The 25910-nt window shown below is 68.0% G+C and carries 28 protein-coding genes and 1 tRNA gene; 16 read left to right on the top strand and 13 right to left on the bottom strand.

What is annotated here, in order from left to right; genetic code table 11:
* Window positions 1-9: 9 nt before the first annotated feature.
* The gene (locus ABZY11_RS02675) at window positions 10-771 is read right to left on the bottom strand and encodes a DUF5819 family protein (RefSeq protein ID WP_356477362.1); all 762 of its coding nucleotides are present in this window, start codon (window positions 769-771) and stop codon (window positions 10-12) included.
* A gap of 115 nt (window positions 772-886) precedes the next feature.
* Between ABZY11_RS02675 and paaA the strand changes: the two genes are divergently transcribed.
* The 6 genes from paaA to ABZY11_RS02645 all read left to right on the top strand — a co-directional run bounded on the left by paaA (window position 887) and on the right by ABZY11_RS02645 (window position 5779).
* Complete coding sequence (gene paaA, locus ABZY11_RS02670; RefSeq protein WP_356477361.1) at window positions 887-1915, top strand: 1,2-phenylacetyl-CoA epoxidase subunit PaaA; 1029 nt, start codon at window positions 887-889, stop codon at window positions 1913-1915.
* A complete protein-coding gene (gene paaB / locus ABZY11_RS02665) occupies window positions 1912-2202 on the top strand; it encodes a 1,2-phenylacetyl-CoA epoxidase subunit PaaB (RefSeq protein ID WP_093548044.1) in 291 nt (96 codons plus the stop codon). The genes paaA and paaB overlap by 4 nt, the downstream gene beginning before the upstream one ends.
* A complete protein-coding gene (gene paaC, locus ABZY11_RS02660) occupies window positions 2199-2900 on the top strand; it encodes a 1,2-phenylacetyl-CoA epoxidase subunit PaaC (protein ID WP_356477360.1) in 702 nt (233 codons plus the stop codon). The genes paaB and paaC overlap by 4 nt, the downstream gene beginning before the upstream one ends.
* Window positions 2894-3400, top strand: coding sequence for a 1,2-phenylacetyl-CoA epoxidase subunit PaaD (paaD, locus tag ABZY11_RS02655; RefSeq protein ID WP_356477359.1), 507 nt, complete (start codon window positions 2894-2896; stop codon window positions 3398-3400). The genes paaC and paaD overlap by 7 nt, the downstream gene beginning before the upstream one ends.
* Window positions 3401-4459, top strand: a complete 1059-nt coding sequence (locus tag ABZY11_RS02650) for a 2Fe-2S iron-sulfur cluster-binding protein (protein ID WP_356477358.1) — start codon at window positions 3401-3403, stop codon at window positions 4457-4459.
* A 132-nt stretch (window positions 4460-4591) separates the two neighbouring features.
* Window positions 4592-5779 carry an acyl-CoA dehydrogenase family protein gene (locus ABZY11_RS02645; RefSeq protein WP_356477357.1) on the top strand — a complete coding sequence of 396 codons (1188 nt, stop codon included), beginning with the start codon at window positions 4592-4594 and terminating at the stop codon, window positions 5777-5779.
* 81 nt (window positions 5780-5860) lie between these two features.
* On the opposite strand, the gene ABZY11_RS02640 is transcribed toward ABZY11_RS02645, so the two are convergent.
* From ABZY11_RS02640 to ABZY11_RS02625, 4 genes are all read right to left on the bottom strand, one after another.
* Entirely contained in the window at window positions 5861-6205 is a 345-nt protein-coding gene (locus tag ABZY11_RS02640; protein WP_356477356.1) for a rhodanese-like domain-containing protein, read from the bottom strand.
* A gap of 46 nt (window positions 6206-6251) precedes the next feature.
* Window positions 6252-7307: a J domain-containing protein gene (locus ABZY11_RS02635; RefSeq protein WP_356477355.1), complete on the bottom strand. Its 1056-nt coding sequence runs from the start codon at window positions 7305-7307 to the stop codon at window positions 6252-6254.
* A 58-nt stretch (window positions 7308-7365) separates the two neighbouring features.
* Entirely contained in the window at window positions 7366-8817 is a 1452-nt protein-coding gene (locus ABZY11_RS02630) for a DUF2252 domain-containing protein (protein WP_356477354.1), read from the bottom strand.
* 159 nt (window positions 8818-8976) lie between these two features.
* Window positions 8977-10146, bottom strand: coding sequence for a hypothetical protein (locus ABZY11_RS02625; protein WP_356477353.1), 1170 nt, complete (start codon window positions 10144-10146; stop codon window positions 8977-8979).
* Between the two features lie 105 nt (window positions 10147-10251).
* Between ABZY11_RS02625 and ABZY11_RS02620 the strand changes: the two genes are divergently transcribed.
* Window positions 10252-10722: a MarR family winged helix-turn-helix transcriptional regulator gene (locus ABZY11_RS02620; protein WP_356477352.1), complete on the top strand. Its 471-nt coding sequence runs from the start codon at window positions 10252-10254 to the stop codon at window positions 10720-10722.
* A gap of 183 nt (window positions 10723-10905) precedes the next feature.
* Here the strand turns inward: ABZY11_RS02620 and ABZY11_RS02615 are convergent.
* Window positions 10906-10988 (bottom strand) — tRNA-Leu (locus ABZY11_RS02615).
* 315 nt (window positions 10989-11303) lie between these two features.
* Here ABZY11_RS02615 and ABZY11_RS02610 point away from each other — a divergent pair.
* The 7 genes from ABZY11_RS02610 to ABZY11_RS02580 all read left to right on the top strand — a co-directional run bounded on the left by ABZY11_RS02610 (window position 11304) and on the right by ABZY11_RS02580 (window position 19814).
* On the top strand, window positions 11304-12173 hold the full coding sequence (locus ABZY11_RS02610) for a DUF3662 and FHA domain-containing protein (RefSeq protein ID WP_356477351.1): 870 nt from the start codon (window positions 11304-11306) through the stop codon (window positions 12171-12173).
* 10 nt (window positions 12174-12183) lie between these two features.
* The gene (locus tag ABZY11_RS02605) at window positions 12184-12699 is read left to right on the top strand and encodes an FHA domain-containing protein (RefSeq protein WP_072487556.1); all 516 of its coding nucleotides are present in this window, start codon (window positions 12184-12186) and stop codon (window positions 12697-12699) included.
* Between the two features lie 129 nt (window positions 12700-12828).
* Window positions 12829-14337 (top strand): Stp1/IreP family PP2C-type Ser/Thr phosphatase, encoded by a 1509-nt coding sequence (locus ABZY11_RS02600; protein WP_356477350.1) that lies wholly within the window; start codon window positions 12829-12831, stop codon window positions 14335-14337.
* A gap of 23 nt (window positions 14338-14360) precedes the next feature.
* Window positions 14361-15761, top strand: coding sequence for an FtsW/RodA/SpoVE family cell cycle protein (locus ABZY11_RS02595; protein WP_356477349.1), 1401 nt, complete (start codon window positions 14361-14363; stop codon window positions 15759-15761).
* Entirely contained in the window at window positions 15758-17215 is a 1458-nt protein-coding gene (locus ABZY11_RS02590) for a penicillin-binding transpeptidase domain-containing protein (protein WP_356477348.1), read from the top strand. Before ABZY11_RS02595 ends, ABZY11_RS02590 begins: the two co-directional genes overlap by 4 nt.
* A gap of 167 nt (window positions 17216-17382) precedes the next feature.
* The gene (gene pknB / locus ABZY11_RS02585) at window positions 17383-19365 is read left to right on the top strand and encodes a Stk1 family PASTA domain-containing Ser/Thr kinase (RefSeq protein ID WP_356477347.1); all 1983 of its coding nucleotides are present in this window, start codon (window positions 17383-17385) and stop codon (window positions 19363-19365) included.
* Between the two features lie 200 nt (window positions 19366-19565).
* Entirely contained in the window at window positions 19566-19814 is a 249-nt protein-coding gene (locus ABZY11_RS02580) for a hypothetical protein (protein WP_356477346.1), read from the top strand.
* 210 nt (window positions 19815-20024) lie between these two features.
* Here ABZY11_RS02580 and ABZY11_RS02575 read toward each other — a convergent pair whose 3' ends face one another.
* Window positions 20025-20351: a hypothetical protein gene (locus tag ABZY11_RS02575; RefSeq protein ID WP_356477424.1), complete on the bottom strand. Its 327-nt coding sequence runs from the start codon at window positions 20349-20351 to the stop codon at window positions 20025-20027.
* On the opposite strand from ABZY11_RS02575, the gene ABZY11_RS02570 reads away from it, so the two are divergent.
* The gene (locus ABZY11_RS02570; protein WP_356477417.1) at window positions 20259-20720 is read left to right on the top strand and encodes a restriction endonuclease; all 462 of its coding nucleotides are present in this window, start codon (window positions 20259-20261) and stop codon (window positions 20718-20720) included. The two genes, ABZY11_RS02575 and ABZY11_RS02570, sit on opposite strands and share 93 nt — an antisense overlap.
* Here the strand turns inward: ABZY11_RS02570 and ABZY11_RS02565 are convergent.
* The 6 genes from ABZY11_RS02565 to ABZY11_RS02540 are packed head-to-tail and all read right to left on the bottom strand — an operon-like array spanning window position 20717 to window position 25246.
* Window positions 20717-21445, bottom strand: a complete 729-nt coding sequence (locus ABZY11_RS02565; protein ID WP_356477345.1) for a class E sortase — start codon at window positions 21443-21445, stop codon at window positions 20717-20719. The two genes, ABZY11_RS02570 and ABZY11_RS02565, sit on opposite strands and share 4 nt — an antisense overlap.
* A gap of 27 nt (window positions 21446-21472) precedes the next feature.
* Window positions 21473-22870 carry a class E sortase gene (locus tag ABZY11_RS02560; RefSeq protein ID WP_356477344.1) on the bottom strand — a complete coding sequence of 466 codons (1398 nt, stop codon included), beginning with the start codon at window positions 22868-22870 and terminating at the stop codon, window positions 21473-21475.
* Entirely contained in the window at window positions 22867-23505 is a 639-nt protein-coding gene (locus tag ABZY11_RS02555) for an aminodeoxychorismate/anthranilate synthase component II (protein WP_356477343.1), read from the bottom strand. Before ABZY11_RS02555 ends, ABZY11_RS02560 begins: the two co-directional genes overlap by 4 nt.
* The gene (locus ABZY11_RS02550; RefSeq protein ID WP_356477342.1) at window positions 23502-23684 is read right to left on the bottom strand and encodes a hypothetical protein; all 183 of its coding nucleotides are present in this window, start codon (window positions 23682-23684) and stop codon (window positions 23502-23504) included. The genes ABZY11_RS02555 and ABZY11_RS02550 overlap by 4 nt, the downstream gene beginning before the upstream one ends.
* Window positions 23685-23741: 57 nt before the next feature.
* Complete coding sequence (locus ABZY11_RS02545; protein WP_356477341.1) at window positions 23742-24452, bottom strand: class E sortase; 711 nt, start codon at window positions 24450-24452, stop codon at window positions 23742-23744.
* Window positions 24453-24478: 26 nt separating this feature from the next.
* Window positions 24479-25246 carry a DUF881 domain-containing protein gene (locus ABZY11_RS02540; RefSeq protein ID WP_356477340.1) on the bottom strand — a complete coding sequence of 256 codons (768 nt, stop codon included), beginning with the start codon at window positions 25244-25246 and terminating at the stop codon, window positions 24479-24481.
* Window positions 25247-25386: 140 nt separating this feature from the next.
* Between ABZY11_RS02540 and crgA the strand changes: the two genes are divergently transcribed.
* The gene (gene crgA, locus ABZY11_RS02535) at window positions 25387-25641 is read left to right on the top strand and encodes a cell division protein CrgA (RefSeq protein WP_093548084.1); all 255 of its coding nucleotides are present in this window, start codon (window positions 25387-25389) and stop codon (window positions 25639-25641) included.
* Window positions 25642-25910 lie beyond the last annotated feature (269 nt).

Here is a 25910-nt window from a genome sequence, read left to right as displayed (position 1 = left end):
CGACCGTACTCACTTGTCCGCCCCCTCGGCGCTCTCGGGGAGGTCCGCGGGAGTGACCGTCCACCACGGCAGTACCCGGTAGGACGGCCGCGTACTGATCTTCTCCTCGCTCCATGGAGGCGCCGCGACGGACCGCACCTCGGAACGGACCTGGATGCGCTCTACGGTGCCGCCGTAGTCGTGTTCGCTGAGGCGCAGCATCACGATGCGGCGGATGTAGCGCTCGGAGAGCTGACCGCGAAGACCGTTGGCCCGGTTCTCGTTGTCATGGGAGTTGAGGTAGAAGTCCCAGCCGCGGCGGAGTTCGTTCTGATGGACGTGACTGGGGAGAAGACTGCCGCGTATCGCCTTGCCGTCCTCGCCGGAGAGGCTCATCCAGGCTGTGGTGCGGCGTCCGTCGGCTCCGGCTATCTCGGCTCGTACGTGAACGGCGATGTTCTGTTGAAGCGGGTTCGGGGCGAAGAGCTTCCAGTTCTGCTCGAACTCGGGATAGATCCAGTCGTCGACCGCTTCGCCGTGCTGCTTGGTCAAAGTGTTGGAGGGTGCGACGTGCAGAAACACCATGACCAGCTGTCCACAGGCGACCAGTCCGATGACCGACAGCGCGATCGCGGCAACGATCCGGTACGGAAGCGACAGTGCGGCCATCCCGCCACAAGGACCTGATTCCAGCACCTGACCAGCGCCGGAAGGTATTTCTTCACGCTGATCCGGCCCCGGTTCGGCGATCCCGTCCCCGCCTTCGGCTCCCCTGTCGTCGTACGAATCCATCCCGCCCCGATCCCCGTCGATCCCCGGTCAGTTATCCACAGGGTTGACACCCTACGGGCCGCCGACTCACCATTGAAGACATTGAACCGAACGATCGGTCGGTAGGGAGCCCGGGATGGCGGCAGTGACTGCGGACCAGACAGCGCAGGCGGGAGCAGGCAGGCCCGAAGGGGCGGACGAGGCCCTGGAGGCGGCATTCGACGCTGCGGTGGCGGCGGACGAGCGCATCGAGCCACGCGACTGGATGCCCGATGCGTACCGCGCCTCGCTGGTCAGGCAAATGGCCCAGCATGCCCACTCCGAAATCATCGGCATGCAGCCGGAGGCCAATTGGATCTCGCGTGCGCCCTCGCTGCGCCGCAAGGCGATCCTGATGGCCAAGGTGCAGGACGAGGCGGGCCACGGGCTCTACCTGTACAGCGCGGCGGAAACCCTCGGCACCGGCCGCGAGGAACTGCTCGACAAGCTTCACGCGGGACGCCAGAGGTATTCATCGATCTTCAACTATCCGACGCTGACCTGGGCGGACGTCGGCGCGATCGGCTGGCTCGTGGACGGCGCCGCGATCACCAACCAGGTGCCGCTGTGCCGCTGCTCCTACGGCCCGTACGCCCGGGCGATGGTCCGTATCTGCAAGGAGGAGTCCTTCCACCAGCGCCAGGGATACGAGCTGCTGCTCACCCTCAGCAACGGCACCCCGGCGCAGCACGAGATGGCGCAGGACGCGGTGAACCGCTGGTGGTGGCCGTCCCTGATGATGTTCGGCCCGCCGGACGACGCATCGGCCCACTCGGCGCAGTCGATGACCTGGAAGATCAAGCGCCACTCCAACGACGAGCTGCGGCAGCGCTTCGTGGACATCTGTGTCCCGCAGGCCGAGGCGCTGGGGCTCACCCTCCCGGATCCGGACCTCCGGTGGAACGAGGAGCGTGGACAGCACGACTTCGGGGCGATCGACTGGAAGGAGTTCCAGGAGGTCCTCAAGGGCAACGGCCCGTGCAACGAGCAGCGCCTCAGCCAGCGCCGCCGGGCGCACGAGGAGGGCGCCTGGGTCCGGGACGCGGCGGTTGCCTACGCCGAGAAGCACACCGCAGCACCTACAGCAGCACACACAGCAGCGAGGAACGGGGAGGCGACAGCATGAGCAGCTCGACCGAATGGCCACTGTGGGAGGTGTTCGTGCGTTCGCGCCGCGGTCTTTCCCACACCCACGCGGGCAGCCTGCACGCACCGGACGCGGAGATGGCCCTGCGCAACGCGCGCGATCTGTACACGCGCCGTTCCGAGGGCGTCTCCATCTGGGTGGTCCCGTCCGCACAGGTCACGGCCTCCTCCCCGGACGAGAAGGACTCCTTCTTCGAACCGGCCGGCGACAAGCCGTACCGGCACCCGACGTTCTACGAGATCCCGGAAGGGGTGAAGCACCTGTGACCGCGGCCCTCGCCCTGGGCGACGACGCGCTGGTGCTCTCGCACCGGCTGGGGGAGTGGGCGGGCCATGCGCCCGTGCTGGAAGAAGAAGTGGCCCTGGCCAACATCGCCCTGGACCTGCTGGGGCAGGCCCGGGTGCTCCTCTCCCTGGTCGGGGACGAGGACGAGCTGGCGTATCTGCGCGAGGAACGCGCCTTCCGCAACGTCCAGCTGGTCGAACAGCCGAACGGCGACTTCGCCCACACCATCGCCCGCCAGCTCTACTTCTCCACCTACCAACGGCTGCTGTACGAGCAGCTGGCATCGGGCGAGAACGCTTTCGCCGGTCTCGCGGCGAAGGCCGTCAAGGAGGTCGCCTACCACCAGGACCACGCGGAGCACTGGACGCTGCGGCTCGGCGACGGCACGGACGAGAGCCATGACCGGATGCAGCGCGCCGTGGATGCCCTGTGGCGTTTCACCGGTGAGTTGTTCGAACCCGTCGAGGGCGTGGAGGTCGACTGGCAGTCGCTGCACAGCGGCTGGCTGGAGTCCGTCTCCGCGGTGCTGGAGCAGGCCACGCTGACGCGACCGGCCGGCCCGCACTCCGGGGCATGGGCAGCGGGCGCGGGACGCCAGGGCATCCACACCGAACCCTTCGGCCGCATGATCGCCGAGATGCAGCATCTGCATCGCAGCCACCCGGGGGCGTCATGGTGACCGAGACCCTCCTGGAGAAGGAACTGCACCGCGTCGCGGGCTCCGTACCCGATCCGGAACTGCCCGTGCTGACCCTGGACGAGCTGGGGGTGCTCCGGGGCGTGGATGTTCTCGCCCCCGGCAAGGTCACCGTGCGTCTCACCCCGACCTACACCGGCTGTCCCGCGATCGAGGCCATGTCCGCCGACATCGAGCGGGTGCTGCACGACCACGGCATACCGGAGGTCTCCGTGGTCACGGTGCTCTCACCGGCCTGGTCCACGGACGACATCAGCGCGGAAGGGCGGCGCAAGCTGGCCGAGTTCGGCATAGCGCCCCCGCGCCCGCACGATGTCACGGCTCCTGCGGGCGGCCCGGTGCCGCTCACGCTCTCGGTGCGCTGTCCGCACTGCGGCTCGACCGACACGGAACTGCTGAGCCGGTTCTCCTCCACCGCATGCAAGGCATTGCGCCGCTGCGTGACGTGCCGCGAACCGTTCGACCACTTCAAGGAGTTGTAGATGTTCCATCCGCTCCGGGTCCGCACGATCGAACGGCTCACGGACGATTCGGTGGCCGTCACCCTCGCCGTGCCACCCGAGTTGTGCGAGACCTTCCGCCACAAGCCGGGCCAGCATCTCAATGTGCGGTACACGGTCGACGGCGAAGAGATCCGCCGCTCGTACTCGATCTGCTCCCCGGCCGTCGAGGCACCGGACGATCCGGTGCTGCGTGTGGGCATCCGGCTCGTCGACGGCGGCGCGTTCTCCACGTACGCCCTGAAGGAACTCGCCGTCGGTGACGTGGTCGAGGCAATGTCTCCGATGGGCCGCTTCGTGCTGACGCCCCGCACCGGACACTTCGCGGCGATCGTAGGAGGCAGCGGAATCACGCCGGTGCTGTCGATCGCGGCCACGCTGCTGGCGCGGGAACCAGACGCCCATTTCTGCCTGATCCGCAGCGACCGGACAGCGCTCTCGACGATGTTCCTGGACGAGGTCGCCGACCTCAAGGACCGCTATCCGGACCGGTTCCAGCTGGTCACGGTGCTCTCCCGGGAGGAGCAGCAGGCAGGTCTCCCTTCCGGCCGGCTGGACCAGGATCGTCTCACCGAGCTGCTGCCCGCGCTGCTTCCACTGGCCGAGGTGGACGGCTGGTATCTCTGTGGGCCGTTCGGGCTGGTCCGGGCCGCGGACCAGGCACTGCGCGGCCTTGGCATCGACCGGACCCGTATCCACCAGGAGATCTTCCATGTGGACGACGGCGCGGGCGCAGCTACCCGCATCAGGATCGAGTCGCCTGCTCACAGCAGACTCACCGCGACCCTGGACGGCCGTTCCGGCACCTGGCCGGTCGAGGATGGCGAATCGCTGCTGGAGACCGTGCTGCGCAGCCGAGCCGACGCACCGTACGCCTGCAAGGGCGGGGTGTGCGGGACCTGCCGGGCGTTCCTGGTCTCGGGCGAGGTGCGGATGGACCGCAACTTCGCGCTGGAGCCCGAAGAGACGGGCGCGGGTTATGTGCTGGCGTGCCAGTCACATCCGGTGACACCGGAGGTGGAGCTCGACTTCGACCGCTGACCGACCCATCGCCTCGCCTCTCCCAGACTCTCCTCGCTCCTCCTCCTGTGTTCCCTTCTCATAGAACCTGCCCTATCTTGACGATCCGTCAGATTCGGGCACGGGTGCATCGGTCAACGGGAGGCCAGGGCAGTGGACTTCACCTTCACCGAGGAACAGCAGGCGGCCACGGAGGCAGCACGGGCGGTCTTCTCGGGAGTCGCACCGGACGGGGTTCCCAGCCCCGCTCTCGTACCAGGCGCGGTGGCCGAGGACATCGACCGACCGCTGTGGGCCGGGCTGGCGTCCAGCGATCTGCTGAGTCTGACGCTGCTGCCGGAGCACGGCGGGGCCGGACTCGATCTCGTCGCGCTCTGCCTGGTGTTGCGCGAGTCCGCCAAGGTGCTCGCGAGAGTGCCGTTGCTGGAAACGTGCGCGGCCGCGATGGCGCTCCAGCGGTACGGAGACCCGCGGCTGGCCGCCGAGTTGCTGCCCCGGACCGGCCGGGGCGAGCTGGTCCTCACGGTCGGGGCCAACGGCCGCTCCGGCCACGATCCGGCCGAGCTCGCCGTCACCGCCCGTCAGGAAGCGACATCAAGTACGGTCCGGACGGACGAAGTTCCCGGTGACGCCATCGGCGACGTTACCGGCTGGGTGCTCGACGGGGTGCAGTCAGCAGTGCCGTGGGCACAGGCCGCGGACTGGATCGTCATTCCGGCCCACACCGACGAGGGCCGGGCTGTCGTCGCCCTGATCCAGCCCTCCCAGGACGGTGTCACCCTGGCCGAGCAGGTCTCCACCAGCGGTGAACGGTTCGCCGAGGTCCGGCTGAAGTCGGTACGGATCGACGACCGCGCGCTGATCGACAGCGCCGGGGCCTGGGAGTGGCTGCGCGCCCTCCTCACCACCGGGACATGCGCGCTCGCACTGGGCCTGGGTGAGGCCGTGCTTGCCATGACGAGCCAATACACCGGCAAGCGCGAACAGTTCGGCTTCCCGGTGGCGACCTTCCAGTCCGTCGCGGTACAGGCCGCGGACCGGTACATCGACCTGCGGGCCATGGAAGTGACGCTCTGGCAGGCGGCCTGGCGGATCTCCACCGGGGCCGACGGGATGCTGCCCGCCGAGGGCGACATCGCCGTGGCGAAGATCTGGGCGTCGGACGGTGTCCGCCGGGTCGTGCAGACGGCACAGCATCTTCACGGCGGTTTCGGCGCGGACACGGACTACCCGCTGCACCGCTTTCACGCCTGGGCGAAGCAGATCGAACTGTCCCTCGGTCCGGCAGCGGCACACGAGGAGGCACTGGGCGATCTTCTGGCCGCGCACCCCCTGGGCTGACACCGGTCAAGCAGCAAACAGACAGACCGACAACAGATTCAGACCGGCAACAGAGCTGCCCCGGACGGAGCAGCTCCCGGCTCAGAGCACGAAGGCCGGGTCACCGCTGTCCGTGACCATCGGGCGTCCGGCGCCGTCCCAGGCGAGCATCCCGCCGTCGATGTTCACGGCGTCGATGCCCTGCTGCACCAGGTACTGAGTGACCTGGGCCGACCGGCCACCGACCCGGCACATCACATGCACGCGCCGGCCGTCGTCGGCGGCCTCGGTCAGCTCTCCGAAGCGGGCCACGAAGTCACTCATCGGGATGTGCAGGGCGCCCTCTACATGCCCGGCCGCCCATTCGTTGTCCTCCCGGACGTCCAGCACAAAGCCGTCCGACGGAACCGCCGCGACATCCACCGAGGGCAGCGAGGCGAAATTCATGGGTCATGCCTTCTCTCGTACGTACGCTCCAGGGTCACCCGGAACGCTACTGCACCATGCCCGCCAGCTCCGCCTCGCGCTGCGCGACCTCGCCCAGCAGCTGCTCGGCGATCTCGTCGAGCAGCCGGTCCGGATCGTCCGGCGCCATCCGCAGCATGGCACCGATCGCGCTCTCCTCCAGCTCCTGGGCGAGCACGGTCAGAAGCTCTTTGCGCTGGGTCAGCCAGTTCAGCCGGGCGTAGAGCTCCTCGCTCTCGCTGAGCTCCGCCTCCGGGGCCACCGGGCCTGCCGCCCATTCCTGCGCCAGCTCCATCAGGAGCGCCTCGTCCCCCCGCCCGTACGCAGCGTTCACCCGAGCAATGAACTCGTCCCGGCGGCCCCGCTCCGTCTCGTCCTGCGCCAGGTCCGGGTGGGCCTGGCGTGCCAGGTCGCGGTAGAGCTTGCGCGCCTCCTCGGTCGGCCGGACCCGCTTGGGCGGCCGGACCGGCTGCTCGGTCAACATCGCAGCGGCCTCGGGGGACAGCCCGTCGGAGTCGATCCAGTCGTGGAACAGCTCGTCGACGCCCGGCATCGGCATCACGATCGCCCGGGCCTCCTGTGCCTTGCGGATGTCCTCCGGGTCGCCCGTCCGGGCAGCCCGGGCCTCCGCGATCTGCGCATCGAGCTCATCGAGGCGGGTGTACATGGGCCCGAGCTTCTGGTGATGCAGCCGGGAGAAGTTCTCGACCTCGACCCGGAAGGTCTCCACCGCGATCTCGAACTCGATCAGCGCCTGCTCCGCCGCCCGAACCGCCCTCGCGAGCCGAGCCTCGGGCCGCTCCCCCTCAGCACGACCACCCGCCCCCTCGCCGGCGTCCCCGCCCGCTGCCCCATCGCCGTCCCCGTCCCCGGCGCCGCCCGCAGCGGCACCGGAGCCACCATCGGCACGGGTGTCCGAACCGGCACCGGCCGGCGAACCGTGCTCCTCGAGCGGCTCGCCCCGGCCGTACTGCCCGTACTGCGGATGCTGCTCGCTCTGGGCATGCTGCTCGCGCTGTCGGTCGTGGTCCTGCCGGTCATCGTCGTTCCGGGTGGTCGGCACCCCGGCGGCTTCGTGGGTCACCCGTCCAGCGTATGGCCACGGCCCAGGTCCCGAGGACGCACGGTCGGCCCGATGCCCCTCAGACGCCCAGTTCGGCGGCTATCCGCCCCGAACCGATGGCCCGCACCAACTCCGCGTGATCCGCCTCCGTACGGTCCGCGTAGGTCACCGCGAACGCCGCCACCGCCTCGTCCAGTTCCTCGTTCTTGCCGCAGTAGCCCGCGATCAGCCGCGGATCCGCGCTGTGCGCATGGGCCCGCGCCAGCAGCGCACCGGTCATCCGCCCGTAGTCGTCGACCTGATCGGCCGCCAGTGCCGCCGGATCCACGCTGCCCTTGCGGTTCCTGAACTGCCGCACCTGGAACGGGCGCCCGTCCACCGTCGCCCAGCCCAGCAGGATGTCACTGACGACCTGCATCCGCTTCTGCCCGAGCACCACCCGGCGGCCCTCGTGCGCCACCTCCGGCACGTCGAAGCCGGCAGTCGGCAAGTACGGCGCCAGCACGGAGGGCCGCGCCTCCTTCACCTGCAGTACCAGGGGCTCACCACGGTGATCGAGCAAGAGCACCACGTACGACCGGGTGCCGACGCTCCCGGTACCGACCACCCGGAACGCCACATCGTGGATCGCGTACCGGGCGAGGAGCGGAACCCGGTCCTCCGAGATCGTGCCCAGATAGTCGCCGAGTCCCGCCGCGACCGCCGCGGCCTCCTCGTCCGGCACCCGCCGCAGCACTGGCGGCGCGTCGATGAAACGGCGTCCGCCGTCCCCGGAGTCCTCGGTGGACTTGGCCGCGAAGCGGGCGCTGGTGTTGTTACGGGCCTTCTCCGAGACCCGCTCCAGAGTGCCGAGCAGATCCCGCGCATCCGTGTGCGAGACCAACTCCTCGTCCGCGATGGCGTTCCAGGCGTCGAGTGCGGGCAGTTTGGCCAGCAGCCGCATCGTCCGCCGGTACGCGCCCACCGTGTCGTACGCGCCCTGGCTGCAGGTGTCCTCGTCCGCCCCTGCCTCGCGCCCTGCCAGCACCAGCGAGGTGGCCAGCCGCTTGAGGTCCCACTCCCAGGGGCCGAACACGGTCTCGTCGAAGTCGTTCAGATCGATGACCAGGCTGCCCCTCGCATCGCCGTACAGCCCGAAATTGGCCGCGTGCGCATCGCCGCAGAGCTGTGCGCCCACCCCGCTGACCGGTGTGCCCACCAAGTCATGGGCCATCAGCCCGGCCGAGCCGCGCAGAAAGGCAAAGGGGGTGGCTGCCATCCGCCCCACCCGGATCGGGGCGAGAGAGGGCACTCTGCCCCGGCTCGACTCCTCGACCGCCCGCACCGCGTCGGGCCGCCCGGACGGAAGCTCCAGCAACGCGTGCGAGGCCCTGGGCACCCGCTCCCGCAGCGCCTTGCCCGCCTCCCTCGGCGGCTGCGCCGCGTCCACGCCCGCCGCAGCCGCCCGCCGCGCGAATCCGGGCACGACCGGAATACGCGGATCACCTGTCACAGCCCGCTGAACCGGCACTGTCGCTTCGATGTCACCCATGGCGCGCAGCCTCCCCCGCCTCGCCCTGCGCTCCTGGCCCGACGCCCTGTCGCAGATCAATTTCGACGAAGGTACCGCCGTCGACCGAAAGCCGTCTGCCCCTGTGGAAAACACCTGTGGAAACACACTTTGCGGCCTGTGGACAACGATCCGTCCTGGTCAGACGCCGACGGCCTCTTCCATCTCCTCCTCGATCCCCTCGATCTCCTCCGCGGTCTGCTCCTCGTCGCCCGCATCGGTCCGGGTTCCGGCCCCGGCCCTTGCGGCTTGCCTCGGCCCATGCGCTCCGCCGGTCTCGACGGAACCGGCGACGGCGCCGACCACTGCCGTCCCCACCGCGGCCTTTCGCCGCTTCGACTCGGACAGCCCCGCCAGACCCATCAGGGCCAGGCCGGCCACGAACCAGAGCGCGAGCACCAGCACATGTCCGCCGAGCGCGTGTCCGTCGAAGTACACATGGCTGCGCACGCCCTCGACGAAGCCCGCGCCGTTCCAGAAAGAGTGCAGAGAAGCAAAGAAACCGGGCTGCAGCTCGGGCCTGAAGATGCCGCCGGAGCTGGTGAAGTTGAGCATCACGAACAGCACCATCAGGCCGAGCGTCGTCCATCGCTTGAGGAAGGGGTGCAGTCCGACGCCGATCAGCAGGATGCCTGCGGAGTACAGCCAGGCCATCGCCCACAGCCCGCCGAGCCCGTGGTCCACAAGACCGAACAACGGCCCCGCGAACACCACGCCGATCAAGCTCACCACCAGCGACGCGGCAATGGCCAGCGCGCCCCTGATCCGCAGCGCCAGTACGGCGCCCGCGCCACCGATCACCGCGACCGATGCGTACGAACCGATGCTCACCGCGACCAGCAGGAAGAAGATGCCCTGACCGGTCGGATCGCCGTCCGCGGTCGGTGCGGTGTCCGTCACCTTCAGCGGGTTCCCCTGTCCGGCGGCGACCTTGGTGAACACCTTCTCGACCACCGTGGCGCTGGTGTCGGAGGACGCACTGGCCACGAGCAGCTCGGGGCGCTTCCCCGGCAGGTAGGCGCCGTAACTCGCCTGCGTCTTGAGGTGGTTCACCGCCGCGGCGCGGTCGGGAACGGTACGTACGCTCAGCGCCCCGTCGCTCTTGTCCTGCAGCCTCTGCGCGAGCACCTGCGCGCTCGGCCCCGAACCGACCACGTCCACCCGGAGATCGTGCGGCTCCGGGGCGTGGAAGGCCCCGAGATAGGCGAGCCCCATGCCGATGCACATCAGCAGCGGCGTGACGAAATGGCCCAGCACATGCCGGAGAGCGGCGGCAGTGGAGCCGGTGGCGGCACTCGGGCCTGTGGACATTCGGAACTCCAATAGTTGGCTTTTACAACTCCCAACTCGTTGTACTATACAACTGAAGTTGGAGACCGCGAGACGGTCGGAAACCGCGAGGCGGAGAGCGGAACAGTGCCAGGCACCCCCGAGGAACGCGAAGAGTCACTGGACGTCATCCAGCGAGAACTGACCGCCTTCGCACGCCGCGCACGAGCCGCGGCAGCCCACCTCCACCCCGAGCTTCCCCTGGTCTCGTACACGCTGCTGGCGCACATCGAAGACCAGCACGGCTGCCGCGCGACAGATCTGGCCGCGCACTACATGCTGGACAAATCGACGGTCAGCCGGCAGATCGGCACACTGGAGAAACTGGGACTGGTCGAGCGTCACCCGGACCCCGACGACCACCGAATCCAGGTGCTGCACCCCACGGCGGCCGGAACCCAGGCCCTCGCCTCGACGCAGGCCAGCCGCCGCACGGCCTACCAGGAACGCCTCGCGGACTGGACGGAGGAAGATCTCGCCCGGTTCGCCGAGTACCTGTTGCGCTACAACTCGGCCGGCAACACCACCACGACCGCCCCGCAGACGCCGAGGGCCTGATCCGGCCCTATCCCTCGATATGCCTCGTAAGCCCCTGAAGCCACCGATTCCCCTGAAGCCCTAGTGACAGACACTTAAGCCCTATCGACCCACAGGGCACCTCGAATCCGGCGTTTCACGTGAAACCAGAAACCGGGAACGAAGAAGCCCCACAGACCGTTGGCCTGTGGGGCTTCTCTCTTGTGCGCGAGGGGGGATTTGAACCCCCACGTCCCTAAGGACACTGGCACCTGAAGCCAGCGCGTCTGCCGTTCCGCCACTCGCGCAAGAGTGGTGTTTCCAGACTCTCCCACCGTTTGGTGTGTTTGCCTGGCGACATCCGGAAGATTAGCACGCTGGACAGGGTGGATTCACATCCGTTGTTTCACCGGCCGACCGACGGGAACCGGGAACGCCGAGCGGCCGCCCCCACTCCTCCTCTATGCACCCCGGGTGCGGGACACTGTGAGGAGGCCGCCTCTACGATCCGTGTGAGAGGTGACACTCATCCACAGGGCAGACGAGGGGAACCAGCCGATTTCCCGACGCGTGGATACGATCAGTAAGCAGTACAGGGACGACTACAACGGAGGAGGTGCCCCATGGGAGTCATGAAGCGTTTCGAGCAGCGTCTCGAAGGTCTGGTCAACGGCACCTTCGCCAAGGTCTTCAAGTCCGAGGTCCAGCCGGTCGAGATCGCAGGAGCCCTCCAGCGCGAGTGCGACAACAACGCAACGATCTGGAACCGCGAGCGGACCGTCGTCCCCAACGACTTCATCGTCGAGCTCAGCACCCCTGACTACGAGCGACTCAGCCCGTACTCCGGCCAGTTGGGCGACGAACTCTCCGGGCTGGTCCGCGACTACGCCAAGCAGCAGCGGTACACCTTCATGGGCCCCATCAAGGTTCACCTGGAGAAGGCCGACGACCTCGACACCGGGCTCTACCGGGTACGCAGCCGCACCCTGGCGTCGAGTTCGTCACAGCAGGACCCCCAGGGCCGCCAAGGACTGCAGGGCCAGCCTCCCCACCCGGGCCCGGGCCGGTCCCCGCAATCCACCGGCGGCTACGGCTACCCGCCCAGCTCCGCCCCTCCCATGCCCGCGGCCCCGCCGCCGGGCGCCGGCAGACCAGGAGCCCCCAGCGCCGACCGGCACCCGCCGGCCGGGCCCAGCCCCCTGCCGAACGCGCAGGTGCGACGCTGGATCGAGATCAACGGCACCCGCCATCAGATCTCCCGCCCGACGCTGGTGCTGGGACGCAGCACCGACGCCGACGTGCGGATCGACGACCCCGGCGTATCCCGTCGGCACTGTGAGATCCGGACCGGAACGCCCTCGACGATCCAGGATCTCGGGTCTACCAACGGCATCGTGGTAGACGGGCAGCACACCACCCGCGCTACGCTCCGCGACGGCTCGCGGATCGTCGTGGGCAGCACCACCATCGTTTACCGGCAAGCCGAAGGGTGAAGCGGGGGCAATGTCAGAGCTGACCCTGACGGTCATGCGGCTAGGTTTCCTGGCTGTTCTGTGGCTGTTCGTGATCGTGGCCGTCCAGGTCATCCGCAGCGACCTGTTCGGAACGCGCGTCACGCAGCGCGGCTCACGCCGCACTGCGAACGACGCACGGCCTCCACAGGCACGCCAGAATGCCGCGGCACCGCCGCAGCAACGCCAGCAGCCGGGCCGCCAGCGCCGGGGGGCACCCACAAAGCTGGTCGTCTCCGAGGGCAGCCTCACCGGCACCACGGTGGCGCTCCAGGGGCAGACCATCACGCTGGGCCGGGCGCACGATTCAACGATCGTGCTGGACGACGACTACGCGTCCAGCAGGCATGCCAGGATCTACCCCGACCGTGACGGCCAGTGGATCGTCGAGGATCTCGGGTCCACCAACGGCACGTATCTCGACCGGACCCGACTCACCACCCCGACACCCGTTCCGCTGGGCGCGCCGATCCGGATCGGCAAGACCGTCATCGAGCTGCGGAAGTAGTACGACAATGAGCGAGCGGAGCGAGCGAGCCGCGGCGGTCCGGGCAACGGACCCCGCCCGGCTCCCGACCGGAGGGTGGGCAGTGTGGCTCGAGACCGGCTGTACCCCGAGCCGACGGGCGAGGTGCGCATGAGTCTTTCCCTGCGCTTCGCCGCCGGATCGCACAAGGGCATGATCCGGGAGGGCAACGAGGACTCCGGCTACGCCGGACCCCGCCTTCTCGCCATTGCCGACGGCATGGGCGGCCAGGCCGCCGGCGAGGTCGCCAGCTCCGAGGTGATCTCCACGCTCGTCCAGCTCGACGACGACGTCCCGGGCTCGGACATCCTCACCTCGCTCGGTACCGCGGTCCAGCGGGCCAACGACCAACTGCGCATGATGGTCGAGGAGGACCCCCAGCTGGAGGGCATGGGCACCACGCTCACCGCCCTGCTCTGGACCGGTCAGCGCCTCGGCCTCGTCCACGTCGGCGACTCCCGCGCCTACCTGCTGCGCGACGGCGTACTCACCCAGATCACCCAGGACCACACCTGGGTGCAGCGGCTGGTCGACGAGGGCCGGATCACCGAGGAAGAGGCCACCACCCACCCGCAGCGCGCCCTGCTGATGCGCGCACTGGGCAGTGGCGACCACGTCGAACCCGATCTCTCCATCCGTGAGGTCCGGGTCGGCGACCGCTACCTGATCTGCTCCGACGGGCTGTCCGGCGTCGTCTCCCATCAGACGATGGAAGAGACGCTCGCCAGCTACCAGGGCCCGCAGGAGACCATCCAGGAGCTGATCCAGCTCGCCCTGCGCGGCGGCGGCCCCGACAACATCACCTGCATCGTCGCCGATGTCCTCGACGTCGACAGCAACGACACCCTGGCCGCACAGTTCAACGACACCCCGGTCATCGTCGGCGCGGTCGCCGAGAACCAGGCCGCGCAGATGAGCGCCGCCGAGAGCACGGCCGCCATGCAGACCCCCGCCGGACGGGCAGCCGGCCTCGGCCGCCCCGTACCGCCGCCCACGGGTGGCTTCGGCCCGCCCGGAAGCGGCGACGAGGTCGGCGGCTACGGCGGAATGCCCGACGGCTCCTTCGACGCGTACACCGACGACGACTTCGTCAAGCCCAGCAGCGGCCGCAAGTGGCTGAAGAGATCCCTGTACACCGTGCTGGCGCTCGCCGTCGTCGGCGGCGGTCTCTACGGCGGCTACCGCTGGACCCAGAACCAGTTCTACGTCGGCGCGAAGAACGAACACGTCGCGCTCTTCCGCGGCATCAGCCAGGATCTGGCCTGGGTCTCGCTCTCGAAGGTTGAGAAGGACCACCCCGAGATCGAACTCAAGTACCTCCCGCCCTACCAGCGCAAGCAGGTCGAGGCGACCATCGCCGAGGGCAACCTCGCCGCCGCCCGCGAGAAGATCGACGAGCTCTCCGTCCAGGCGTCCGCCTGCAAGAAGAACGCCGAACGACGTGCCGCCGAGAAGGCCAGCGCCGACGAGGGCCAGGCACCGGGTACGGACGCTGCCAAGACATCCGGTGGCGCCAAGACGTCCGACGCCGCCAAGACCAAGCCGACCAAAACTCCCACTCCTGGTCCCAGCCTCTCGGAGGAAGAGAAAAAGCTGGTCCCGCAGTGCGGTAAGCAGTAAAGCCGTAGGGGGCCTTCAGCACCATGAGCGTTGTCACCAATACGACCACGATCGGCGCGATCGACGCACCGAGCCGGCGCAACACCGAACTGATGTTGATGGTCTTCGCCGTCGCCATCTCGGTGTTCGCCTACGCCAATGTCGGGCTCGCCCTCAACGGCGAGCTGCCCTCCGGAATGCTCGGATACGGGCTCGGACTCGCCCTGCTCGGCGGCATCGGCCACCTCGCCGTCCGCAGATTCGCCCCGTACGCGGACCCGCTGCTGCTGCCTCTTGCGACGCTGCTGAACGGGCTGGGACTGGCCATCATCTGGCGTCTGGACCAGTCCGAACGGTTCCAGGCGACCCGGGACTTCGTGCCCGCCGCCTCCAAGCAGCTGCTGTTCTCGGCAGTGGGCGTCGCGCTGCTGGTAGTCGTTCTGGTGGCCCTCAAGGACCATCGCATTCTGCAGCGCTACACCTACATCTCCATGCTGGTGGCGCTGTTCCTCCTGATCCTTCCGATGTTCTTCCCCGCGGTGAACGGCGCCAAGATCTGGATCAAGATCCCCGGTGTCGGCACGATCCAGCCAGGGGAGTTCGCCAAGATCATCATTGCGGTGTTCTTCGCCGGCTATCTCATGGTCAAACGGGACGCGCTGGCCCTGGCCAGCCGCCGTTTCATGGGCCTCTACCTTCCCCGGGGCCGTGACCTCGGCCCCATCCTCATGGTCTGGGCCTTCTCGATCCTGATCCTGGTCTTCGAGACCGACCTGGGCTCGTCCCTGCTGTTCTTCGGCATGTTCGTCGTGATGCTGTACGTGGCCACCGAGCGCACCAGCTGGATCGTCTTCGGTCTGCTGATGTCCGCGGCCGGCGCCGTCGGTGTGGCCGCGTTCGAACCCCACGTACAGCAGCGCGTCACCGCGTGGCTCGACCCGTTCGCCGGATGGGGCAAGCTGGCGGCCAGCGAGCAGATGGCCAAGTCCCTGATGGCCTTCGGCTCCGGCGGCACCCTCGGCACCGGGCTCGGCCAGGGCAACTCCGACCTCATCGGCTTCGCCGCCAACTCCGACTTCATCCTCGCCACCGTCGGCGAGGAGCTCGGCCTCGCCGGGATGATGGCCATCCTGCTCGTCTACGGACTGATCGTCGAACGCGGTGTCCGCACCGCCCTCGCCGCCCGCGACCCCTTCGGCAAACTCCTCGCGATCGGGCTCTCCGGCTCCTTCGCCATCCAGGTCTTCGTCGTCGCCGGCGGTGTCATGGGACTCATTCCGCTGACCGGTATGACCATGCCGTTCGTCGCGGCGGGCGGGTCGTCGGTGATCGCCAACTGGGCCCTGATCGGCATCCTGCTCCGCATCAGCGACACCGCACGCCGCCCCGCGCCGACCCCGGCCCCGTCACCCGACGCCGAGATGACCCAGGTGGTCCGACCGTGAACAAGCCCCTGCGCAGGATCGCGATCTTCTGCGGGGTGCTCGTCCTCGCCCTCCTGGTCCGTGTCAACTGGCTCCAGTACGTCCGCGCCGACGAGCTGAACGCGAACGAGCACAACCGCCGCGTCCAGATCGAGCGGTACGCACACGAGCGCGGCAACATCATCGTCGACGGCAACCCCGTCACCGGGTCCGTCGAGACCAAGGGCAGCGACTTCAAGTACAAGCGGGTCTGGAAGAACGGGCCCATGTGGGCCCCCGTCACCGGTTACTCCTCGCAGGCGTTCGACGCCTCGCAGCTGGAGAGCCTTGAGGACGGAATCCTCACCGGCAACAGCGACCAGCTGTTCTTCGACCGCACGCTCTCCCTCTTCACCGGCGAGAAGAAGACCGGCGGCAACATCGTCACCACCCTCAACGGCGCCGCTCAGAAGGCCGCCTTCAAGGGACTCGGCAGCAAGAAGGGCGCCGTAGCCGCGATCGACCCGCAGACCGGCGCCATCCTGGCCCTGGTCAGCACTCCTTCGTACGACCCCTCGGTCTTCGCGGGTAATTCCCTCAAGGACGCGGAAGCCCGGCAGCAGCTCCTGAAGGACAAGGACAAGCCGATGCTCAACCGGGCATTGCGCGAGACCTACCCGCCCGGCTCGACCTTCAAGGTCGTCACCGCCGCCGCGGCCCTGGAGAACGGGCTGTACAAGGGCATCGACGACAAGACGAACTCCCCGCTGCCCTGGCGGCTCCCGCTGACCACCGGCAACCTCGCGAACGAGGGCAACATCCCCTGCGAGAACGCCACGCTCCGGGAAGCTCTGCGGTGGTCCTGCAACACCGTCTTCGGCAAGATCAGCGACGATCTCGGCAACGAGAAGATGATCGACGAGGCCAACAAGTTCGGCTTCAACGAGGAGATCTTCACTCCGGTCCGCGCCGACGCCAGCATCTACCCCAAGGACAACCGTCCGCAGAACGCCATGGCCGGCATCGGCCAGGCGTCCAACCGCGCCACCCCGCTCCAGATGGCGATGGTCGCCGCAGCGGTCGCCAACGACGGCAAGCTGATGCAGCCGTACATGGTCGCCGAGCGCCAGGCCCCCAACCTCGACGCGATCTACACCCACGAGAAGGAGCAGTTCAGCCAGCCCCTCTCGGGTGAGAACGCGCAGAAGCTCCAGCAGATGATGGAGACCGTCGTCGAGAACGGCACGGGAACGAACGCCAAGATCCCCGGCGTCACCGTCGGCGGCAAGACAGGTACCGCCCAGCACGGCCTCAACAACAGCGAGAACCCGTACGCCTGGTTCATCTCCTACGCCAAGACCGACAGCGGCTCACCGGTCGCCGTCGCCGTGGTCGTCGAGGACAGCCAGGCCAACCGCGACGACATCTCCGGTGGCGGCCTGGCCGCCCCGATCGCACAGGCAGTAATGAAGGCGGTCATCGACAGCAAGAAGTGATGCCCATCACATCGGGTGCCATACCTGCACATCGGGATACCGGTCGGATATCAGGTCCGGACTCCGGGCCGAACAGGTAGTGCGCGGCCGGTAGCGTATGCGCGAGCAGCACACCGCCGGACCACACACCGGTGCGGTCGGGACTGACGGAGAGGGCTGGAACAGTTATGGAAGAGCCGCGTCGCCTCGGCGGCCGGTACGAGCTGGGCTCGGTGCTCGGCCGTGGTGGCATGGCCGAGGTCTACCTCGCACACGACACCCGGCTCGGCCGCACCGTAGCCGTGAAGACGCTGCGCGCCGATCTGGCCCGCGATCCGTCCTTCCAGGCCCGGTTCCGCCGTGAGGCCCAGTCCGCCGCCTCGCTCAACCACCCGGCGATCGTCGCCGTCTACGACACCGGCGAGGACTACGTCGACGGGGTCTCCATCCCGTACATCGTGATGGAGTACGTCGACGGGTCGACACTCAGGGAACTCCTGCACTCCGGCCGCAAGTTGCTGCCCGAGCGCACCCTTGAGATGACCGTCGGCATCCTCCAGGCGCTGGAGTACTCGCACCGCGCCGGCATCGTCCACCGCGACATCAAACCGGCGAACGTCATGCTGACGCGCACCGGTCAGGTCAAGGTCATGGACTTCGGCATCGCCCGCGCCATGGGCGACTCCGGCATGACGATGACCCAGACCGCCGCCGTCATCGGCACCGCCCAGTACCTCTCCCCGGAGCAGGCCAAGGGCGAGCAGGTCGACGCGCGCTCCGACCTCTACTCGACCGGCTGTCTGCTCTACGAGCTGCTGACCGTCCGGCCGCCCTTCATCGGGGACTCACCGGTCGCGGTCGCCTACCAGCACGTACGGGAAGAGCCGCAGAAGCCCAGCAACTTCGACCCCGAGATCACGCCCGAAATGGACGCGATCGTGTTGAAGGCCCTGGTCAAGGACCCCGACTACCGCTACCAGTCGGCCGACGAGATGCGCGCCGACATCGAGGCCTGCCTCGACGGCCAGCCGGTCGCCGCCACCGCGGCGATGGGCGCGGCCGGTTACGGCGGCTACGACGGATACGGCAACGACCAGCCGACCACCGCGCTGCGCGCCGCGGACCAGAACGGCGCGCCCACGTCCATGCTGCCCCCGGTCAACCCGGACGACGGCGGCTACGGCTACGACGACCGCCCGGACCGCCGCCGCCAGAAGAAGAGCAACACCTCGACGATCCTGCTGATCGTCGCGGGCGTCCTGGTGCTGATCGGCGCGATCCTGATCGGCCAGTCGGTGTTCAGCAACCGCAACAGCGACGGCGACAAGCTCGATGCGCCGAACCTGGTCGGCTCGACGGTGAAGGAAGCCGAGAGGCTCGCGGACAACGCCGGCATCGTCCTGAAGATCGGCTCGCGCGAACCGTGCGAGGACCAGCCCAAGGGCAAGATCTGCAGCCAGACCCCGACCCCCGACGAACAGATGGCGAAGAAGGACACCGTCACGGTCGTCGTCTCCACCGGGGCTCCGAAGGTCGATGTCCCGGACGTCGTGGAGAAGACCGAGGCAACCGCCCGTAAGGACCTTGAGGACAAGGGCTTCACGGTGAACGTCACCACGATCGAGTCCGAGAAGACCGCGGGCACGGTCATCAAGCAGAACCCCGAAGGCAACACGAAGGCCGAGAAGAACTCCGAAGTCACGATCACGGTCGCCAAGCAGGCCACCCAGAAGGTGCCGAACGTCGCCGACCGGGACTACGACGCCGCAGTGGCTCAGCTCAACGGCCTGGGCTTCACGAACGTCTCCAGGACCGACGTCGATTCGGAAAAGCCTGCGAACCAGGTGATCAGCCAGACACCACTCGCCGACTCGATGCAGCCGCTGACCGCACAGATCGTGCTGACGGTCTCCAAGGGCCCGCAGCAGCCGGAACAGACCACGGTTCCCGATCTGCAGGGCAAGACGCTCGGGGAGGCAAAGGCCCTGCTTGCCGGGGCGGGTCTGCAGCTCGGCCAGGTGCAGGGGCCGGGTGACGACAAGGCGAAGGTCGTCGCCTTCCAGCCCAACTCGGGCCAGCAGGTCGACAAGAACAGCGCGGTCAACATCCAGACCATGCCGGGCGGTGGAGACGGCAACATCTTCGGTGGCCCGTCCGGCTCACACCGCTGACCCGGACACACTGCCCCGAAGGGCCCCGGTCGCCGCACGGCGACCGGGGCCCTTAGCTGTGGACGTCGCGAAAAAAATCGCCGCATATCGCACATGTGGCTGTAAGCCGATCGTGTCTTCACATGTACTGATTCGTTTGATCCATTGGGGCGAGGCATCGGGCTCCGGCCCCAGATCCGGCCATGCGAAAGGCCAGGAGCATGATCAACGAGGTCGCTCTGGTGGAATCACAGGCGCCGCGGCAGAGCTTCACCGAGCGGACGGAAGCACTCGACCGGGTAAAGACGCTGTCCCTGCTGCCGAACGGCTTACATGTGACCACCGCCATGGTCGCCGCCTACTTCGAGGTCGCGGAAACAGTCATCAACAACCTCCTCAGCCGCCATCGAGAAGAACTCGAATCGAATGGCCTGAGGGTGATCCGGGGCGCTGAGCTGCAGAAATTTTAGGAACTCACCCTGAGTTCCTATCCGGAGAGTTATCCACAGCCCCGTTCGAGCATGGCTCTCTGGCTCCGGCGGACAGTCCTGAACGTCGCCATGCTGCTCCGGGACAGTGATGTCGCACGTCGCGTCCGTACGCACCTGCTCGACGTCGAGCACACCTTCCGGGCGCAGCCGATGGTCGTGGACGCCCCACGGCACGGCAGCGACGTCGAGTCACTCGACGACCGCATCACACGGCTCAGCGAAGAAAGCTTCACACGTCTCCTCTCTCCTCGGCACCACCGTCGTTCCCATGCTCAGCGCCCTCATCGAGACATCCAGCGAGCAGCAACAAGAACTCCTCAGCCTCCGCGAGAACGTCCGGAGGATCGAGCGGAGGCCGTCCGGCACGACATCCAATTGCGGCGCCTCCAGCGCGCGCAGGAACAGCGCCCCCTCGTCGGAGTCATGGCCGCCATGGATGCCATGAACTGGCGGGAGTTCGAGCAGCACATCGCCGGACTGCTCCGCCGGGACGACTGCATCGATGTCGAGGTCCACGGCGGGAGCGGCGATCGCGGAGCCGACATCACCGCGTACACCGCCGACGGACGTCGACTGGTCGTCCAGGGCAAGAACTTCGCCCCGTACCGCTCTGTGTGGAGTGGTGAGATGCAGAAGTTCGTCGGCACCAAGACGCTCCACCGGGCGGACGTCGCTGTGTACGTGGCGACCTGCCCGTTCTCCCGCGAGGCGCTCGATATCGCGATGCAGGCCGGCGTCACCGCCGTGCACCGCGGCCTCCTGGAGGCCTGGAGCACGGGCGCGAAGCTGCAGGTGCTCAAGCAGGAGCAGCCGGCCGGAACGACAGAAGGCCCGAAGTCGCAAGGATTGTTTGCGGCTTCGGGCCCGGCTCATCGTAGCGGCTAGCGCAGCTCCGCCGGCTTCGTACGGTCCTTGTCCACCTTCTCCGTACGCACCAGTTCGCCCCACACGATGTAGCGGTACTTCGACGTGTAGACCGGCGTGCAGGTCGTCAGCGTGATGTAGCGGCCGGGCTTCTTCGCGCCCGATCCCTTCGGCACCTCCTGGAGAACATCGACGTTGTACTTCGACGTCTCGGGAAGCTCCTTGAAGACCTTGTAGACGTACCAGGTGTCCTTGGTCTCGAAGACGATCGCGTCCCCGGACTTCACCTTGTCGATGTTGTGGAACTTGGCGCCGTGCCCGTCGCGATGGGCGGCCAGGGTGAAGTTGCCCCTCTTGTCCCACGGGAGAGCCGACTTCACCGGTTCCGTGTAATAGCCCGCGATGCCGTTGTTGAGGTTCTCGGTGTCGGTGCCCTTCTTGACCAGCACCTCGCCGTTCTTCATCGACGGGACATGCAGGAAGCCGATGCCGTCCTTGGTGTCCAGCGCGCCCGGTCCGCCCGCCCAGCGGTCGCGGATGGTGTGGCCCTGTTTGGTGGCCTCACGGTCGGCGAGCACATTCGTCCACCAGAGGGAGTAGACGACGAAGAGTCCGAGCACCAGGCCCGCCGTGATCAGCAGTTCGCCGAAGACACTGATCACGGTCGCGACGGGATGGCGGCCCCTGCGCCGGGGCGGGAGCGCGGTCTCGCCGATCCGCTCTTCGTGCTCGGTCCTCGCTGTCACCGCACCCGTCCCTGTCGTGATGATGATTCAGCCCACGAGCGCGTCGGGCTTCCCCTTGCTGCGCGGTCGTTCGTCGACCATCTTGCCCCAGACGATCAAACGGTACGTACTCGTGAATTCCGGCGTACAAGTCGTCAGAGTGATGTATCGGCCCGGCCCGGTGAACCCGGAACCGCGCGGCACCGGATCGATCACCGAGACATTGGACGGCGATGTCTGCGGCAGGGTCCTCGCCGTCTCGTACGTGTAGTACGCGTCCTGCGTCTCGACCACGATCAGGTCGCCGGGATTCAGCTGGTTGATGTAGCGGAACGGCTCGCCGTGCGTGTTGCGGTGGCCGGCCAGGGCGAAGTTGCCCTGTTCGGCCGACGGCATCGCGGTACGGAGCGTTCCCTCGCCGTAGTGGCCGACCATGCCCCGGTCGAGGACCTTCTCCTTGCTGATGCCCTCGGCAATCGGAGCGACCACGTCCAGCTTGGGGATGTGGATTATGGCGAACCCTTGCCCCGCTTCGAACACGCCAGGATTGCGGTCGCCCTTCGCCCAGTCGTCCTGGATCTTGTGCGTCTCCTTGCCGGCGTACTGGTCGGCGCGCACATTCGTCCACCACAGCTGATAGGTGACGAACAGCAGCATCAGCACACCGAGCGTGATGAACAGCTCGCCGGTGACCCGGCTGGCCACCACGGCCGGGCTGTCCTTGGCCGCGCGCGCCGCGCGCCGTGCCTCGACGCGCGACATCGGCTTGTCGGCCTGCGTAGCGGCCGTCGCCGCGGTCTCCGGCCGCTGTTCGACGCGGCGGCGGCCTCGCCCCTTGGCGGCGCGGCGGCGTTCGGCCCGGCCTCCGGTGCGTGGTTCCGGATCGGTGCCTTCGGAGTCCGGTTCGGACTCCCCGAAGCTCTCCGAGCCGCCCGCCGGATCCGGCTCAAGGTCCGGTTCGAGGCCCGGCTCAAGGCCCGTCCGCAGTCCGACCGTCTCGTCGTCGAGCGGGAAGGAAGGGGGGACGGGTTGCGCCCGGAGCACCGGGGCGGGCGCGGGCACCGGGGCGGGCGCCTGCTGCCCGTACCAGTCCCGTTCGAACCCCTCGGGGTCGTACCACTCCCGCAGAGCCCCCCCGGGGCTCTGTACCCCGTGCGGCACCTGGGTCTGCGTCTGTGTCTGTGCCTGGGTCTGTGTCTCAGGTTCTGTCCGTGCCCGCCCGTCCGGGGCACGGTGCTGTCCCTGGCCCGCCCCCGGCTCCTCGGCCGCCCCGGCCGGGATGTTGCCCGCCCTGAACCACGGCGAGGCGTGCCGCCCCGGCAGCGGGTCGTTCAACGGGTCCGCCATCTGGTCGACCGCCGCCTCGAACGCGCCTGCGGCCTCGTACGCTCCTTGCTCGTACGGGCCGTCCTGTCCGGCGTCGTGTTCGGGGCGGGGTGCGGTCACGCGACGGCCTTGCCCACCACCGACGCGAGCCCCGCCGACCTCGCCACGGCTCCCGTGTCGCCGCACTGTGCCAGCCAGTTGGCCAGCATCAGATGCCCGTGCTCGGTCAGCACCGACTCCGGATGGAACTGCACGCCCTCCACCGGCAGTTCACGGTGGCGCAGCCCCATGATGATGCCGTCGGCGGTCCGCGCCGTCACCTCCAACTCCGCCGGTACGGTGTCCGGTTCGGCGGCGAGCGAGTGGTAGCGGGTCGCGGTGAAGGGGGACGGCAGGCCGGCGAAGACCCCCGCTCCCTCATGGGTCACCGGCGAGGTCTTGCCGTGCAGCAGCTCCGGGGCGCGGTCCACCACACCGCCGTACGCCACCGCCATCGACTGCATCCCCAGGCAGACCCCGAAGACCGGGACGCCCGTCGCCGCGCAGTGGCGCACCATCTCGACGCAGACGCCCGCCTGCTCCGGGGTGCCGGGACCGGGCGACAGCAGGACGCCGTCGAAGCCGTCCTGGGCATGTGCCGTGGTCACCTCGTCGTTGCGCAGCACTTCGCATTCGGCGCCGAGCTGGTAGAGGTACTGAACAAGGTTGAAGACAAAGCTGTCGTAGTTGTCCACGACAAGAATGCGGGCACTCACTGGCCGGTCTCCGTCCCGGTCGAGCCGTCGACCGTCACATCACCGAACGGAAGCAGCGGTTCCGCCCAGGGGAAGACGTACTGGAAAAGCACGTAGACGACGGCCAGTGCCAACACGAGCGAGATGAGCGCACGCACCCATGTGTTGCCCGGCAGATGCCGCCAGATCCAGCCGTACATGCTGTCCCCTCCATTCGGTACGGGAACCAGACTAAAGGGCCGGGGCAGAAGCGTGGGTCAGCTGTGGAAAGCTGCCGGTTTGCCTTCGGTCACGGGCTGGGTGGCATCGAGGTGCGCCCAGGCGATCAGCCGGTGGCTGCTGCCCCATTCCGGATCACAGGTGGTCAGTGTCAGATAGCGGCCGGGCCCGTCGAAGCCGGACTTGCGGGGCACGGGGTCGATGACCCCGATGTCGCTCGGCACGGTCCTGTAGGGCGGCTTGTCGATGCGGTACGTGAACCACGTCGTCCCGTCGGTCAGCACCACCGCGTCGCCCGGACGCAGCTTCGGGAAGTCCTTGAACGGATCCCCGTACGTACGGCGGTGTCCGGCCACCGCGAAATTGCCGCTCGCGCCGAGGCGGGCGGTCCCCGAGTAGTGACCGAGCCCCTTCTGCAAGGTCCTGACCTCGGTGTTCTCCAGGACGGGCCACTCCCAGCCCTTGCCGAAGCGGGGTATGTACAGCATCGCGAACGGCTTGCCGTCGCGGTACGCGGCGGGGGCGGGAGGCGCCTTCGACGTCCCCGACGTCGGGGAGGTCTGCGGCGCGGGTGGCACGGACACCGGCCCCTGCGCCCACCGGCTGCGCAGGGTGTCGATCTGCCCCTCGGTCGCGCCGGCCGCCTTCACCCCGGTCCAGAACAGCACGTACACCACAAAGAGCACGATCAGGGCGCCGACCGTGATGCAGAGTTCGCTGAACGTCCTGACGATCAGTCGCACCGACACCTGGCCGGCCTCCCCACAGCCGCTCGCTACTTCACGGGCTCCGCATAGTGGAGGTCCACTGTGCCCGAGTAGCCGGGAAGAGTCACCGCCTCGTGCTCGTCGACTTTCCAGCCGAGCCCGTACGCCTTCACGTACAGCAGGTAGTTGCTGACCGCCGGGGAGTTGTTGAGCGCCTGCTTGAGTTTGCCCGGGTCGCCGACCGCGGTGATCTTGTACGGCGGGGAGTAGACCCGGCCCTGGAGGATCAGGGTGTTGCCGACGCAGCGCACCGCGCTGGTGGAGATCAGCCGCTGGTCCATGACCTGGATGCCCCGGGCACCGCCCTGCCAGAGCGCATTGACGACCGCCTGCAGGTCCTGCTGGTGGATGACCAGGTCATTGGGTTGCGGGTCGGGGTAGCCGGGGTTGGCGGTGGCGTTGGGCGGGGCGTCGTTGAGGGTCACGGACACCGACCGGCCGGTGAGCTTCGTGGTGCCCCCGGCCCGCTCCAGCTCCTTGAGCCGGGCGTCCTCCGCCTCGGTGCTGCCGTCGTCCCGCCGGACGAGGGCGTCGATGTCCTCGCGCACGGCTGCGGTGGTCTCGTCCAGCTGGGCGTTCTTGTTGCTGCGCTGCTGGATGAGATCGGAGAGCTTCAGCAGCGAGGAGTCGGTGCGGATGTTGGTGCCCTTGGCCGTGTTGGCGCTGGTGACGAAGATCAGTCCGGCGAGTGCGAAGACGGCAGCGGTGAGCACACGGGCCGGGTTCCGGAAGGTGCGCCGGACCGGCCCTTGGGGGGAGTCGGCAGAATTGCTCAACGTACCCTTATCTCCTTCGGCGCCAGGGAAGCACTACGCTAACGGACGCCCGGGGAAGGCAGCATTGCCCCTCGAGCCCGCCCCGGCGCCAGCCACAGTTCCCTGCGCGGTCACGCAGCGCATCGACAGGAGAGTTCCTCGTGCCGAAGTCACGTATCCGCAAGAAGGCCGACTTCACGCCTCCTCCGGCGAAGCAGGCAACCAACATAAAGCTGACCAGCCGCAGCTGGGTGGCGCCGGTGATGCTGGCGCTCTTCCTGATCGGTCTGGCCTGGATCGTCGTCTTCTATGTGACCGACGGCGACCTGCCGATCAAGGACCTGGGGAACTGGAACATCGTCGTCGGCTTCGGCTTCATCGCCGGCGGCTTCGGTGTCTCCACGCAGTGGAAGTAGCGCATCAGCGGAAGCAGCACCGCAGCGTAGTAACACCGCAGCGCTCGTAAATTCCACAGCGGGGCCCTGTCCCGCAACCCTTGCCCGGAAGTTACCCACAGCGTTATCCACAGGCGGGGGAAAAGGTCAGACGATCTGTGGATAACTCCCTGACGGTTGACGCCGATGTGACTGCAGTCTCCCCCATCGGGGGATTGCACGCCCCTTGTCCTGGCTGGAAAAACCCAGCTCAGCGACAAGGGGCACAGTTGTTCCCACAGAATGCACAA

Source organism: Streptomyces sp. NPDC006510 (genome assembly GCF_040611955.1).
GTDB lineage: Bacteria > Actinomycetota > Actinomycetes > Streptomycetales > Streptomycetaceae > Streptomyces.
This window is presented reverse-complemented; position numbering and strand designations above follow the sequence as displayed.

Excerpts from the sequence above, each read along its gene's own strand:
- paaD (WP_356477359.1), top strand. The coding sequence starts at position 2,894 with ATGGTGACCGAGACCCTCCTGGAGAAGGAACTGCACCGCGTCGCGGGC.
- ABZY11_RS02580 (WP_356477346.1), top strand. The coding sequence starts at position 19,566 with ATGATCAACGAGGTCGCTCTGGTGGAATCACAGGCGCCGCGGCAGAGC.
- paaB (WP_093548044.1), top strand. The coding sequence starts at position 1,912 with ATGAGCAGCTCGACCGAATGGCCACTGTGGGAGGTGTTCGTGCGTTCG.
- ABZY11_RS02550 (WP_356477342.1), bottom strand. The coding sequence starts at position 23,684 with ATGTACGGCTGGATCTGGCGGCATCTGCCGGGCAACACATGGGTGCGT.
- ABZY11_RS02600 (WP_356477350.1), top strand. The coding sequence starts at position 12,829 with ATGAGTCTTTCCCTGCGCTTCGCCGCCGGATCGCACAAGGGCATGATC.
- ABZY11_RS02595 (WP_356477349.1), top strand. The coding sequence starts at position 14,361 with ATGAGCGTTGTCACCAATACGACCACGATCGGCGCGATCGACGCACCG.
- ABZY11_RS02570 (WP_356477417.1), top strand. The coding sequence starts at position 20,259 with ATGGCCGCCATGGATGCCATGAACTGGCGGGAGTTCGAGCAGCACATC.
- ABZY11_RS02610 (WP_356477351.1), top strand. The coding sequence starts at position 11,304 with ATGGGAGTCATGAAGCGTTTCGAGCAGCGTCTCGAAGGTCTGGTCAAC.
- ABZY11_RS02605 (WP_072487556.1), top strand. The coding sequence starts at position 12,184 with ATGTCAGAGCTGACCCTGACGGTCATGCGGCTAGGTTTCCTGGCTGTT.
- ABZY11_RS02625 (WP_356477353.1), bottom strand. The coding sequence starts at position 10,146 with ATGTCCACAGGCCCGAGTGCCGCCACCGGCTCCACTGCCGCCGCTCTC.
- pknB (WP_356477347.1), top strand. The coding sequence starts at position 17,383 with ATGGAAGAGCCGCGTCGCCTCGGCGGCCGGTACGAGCTGGGCTCGGTG.
- ABZY11_RS02650 (WP_356477358.1), top strand. The coding sequence starts at position 3,401 with ATGTTCCATCCGCTCCGGGTCCGCACGATCGAACGGCTCACGGACGAT.
- ABZY11_RS02630 (WP_356477354.1), bottom strand. The coding sequence starts at position 8,817 with ATGGGTGACATCGAAGCGACAGTGCCGGTTCAGCGGGCTGTGACAGGT.
- paaA (WP_356477361.1), top strand. The coding sequence starts at position 887 with ATGGCGGCAGTGACTGCGGACCAGACAGCGCAGGCGGGAGCAGGCAGG.
- ABZY11_RS02675 (WP_356477362.1), bottom strand. The coding sequence starts at position 771 with ATGGATTCGTACGACGACAGGGGAGCCGAAGGCGGGGACGGGATCGCC.
- ABZY11_RS02640 (WP_356477356.1), bottom strand. The coding sequence starts at position 6,205 with ATGAATTTCGCCTCGCTGCCCTCGGTGGATGTCGCGGCGGTTCCGTCG.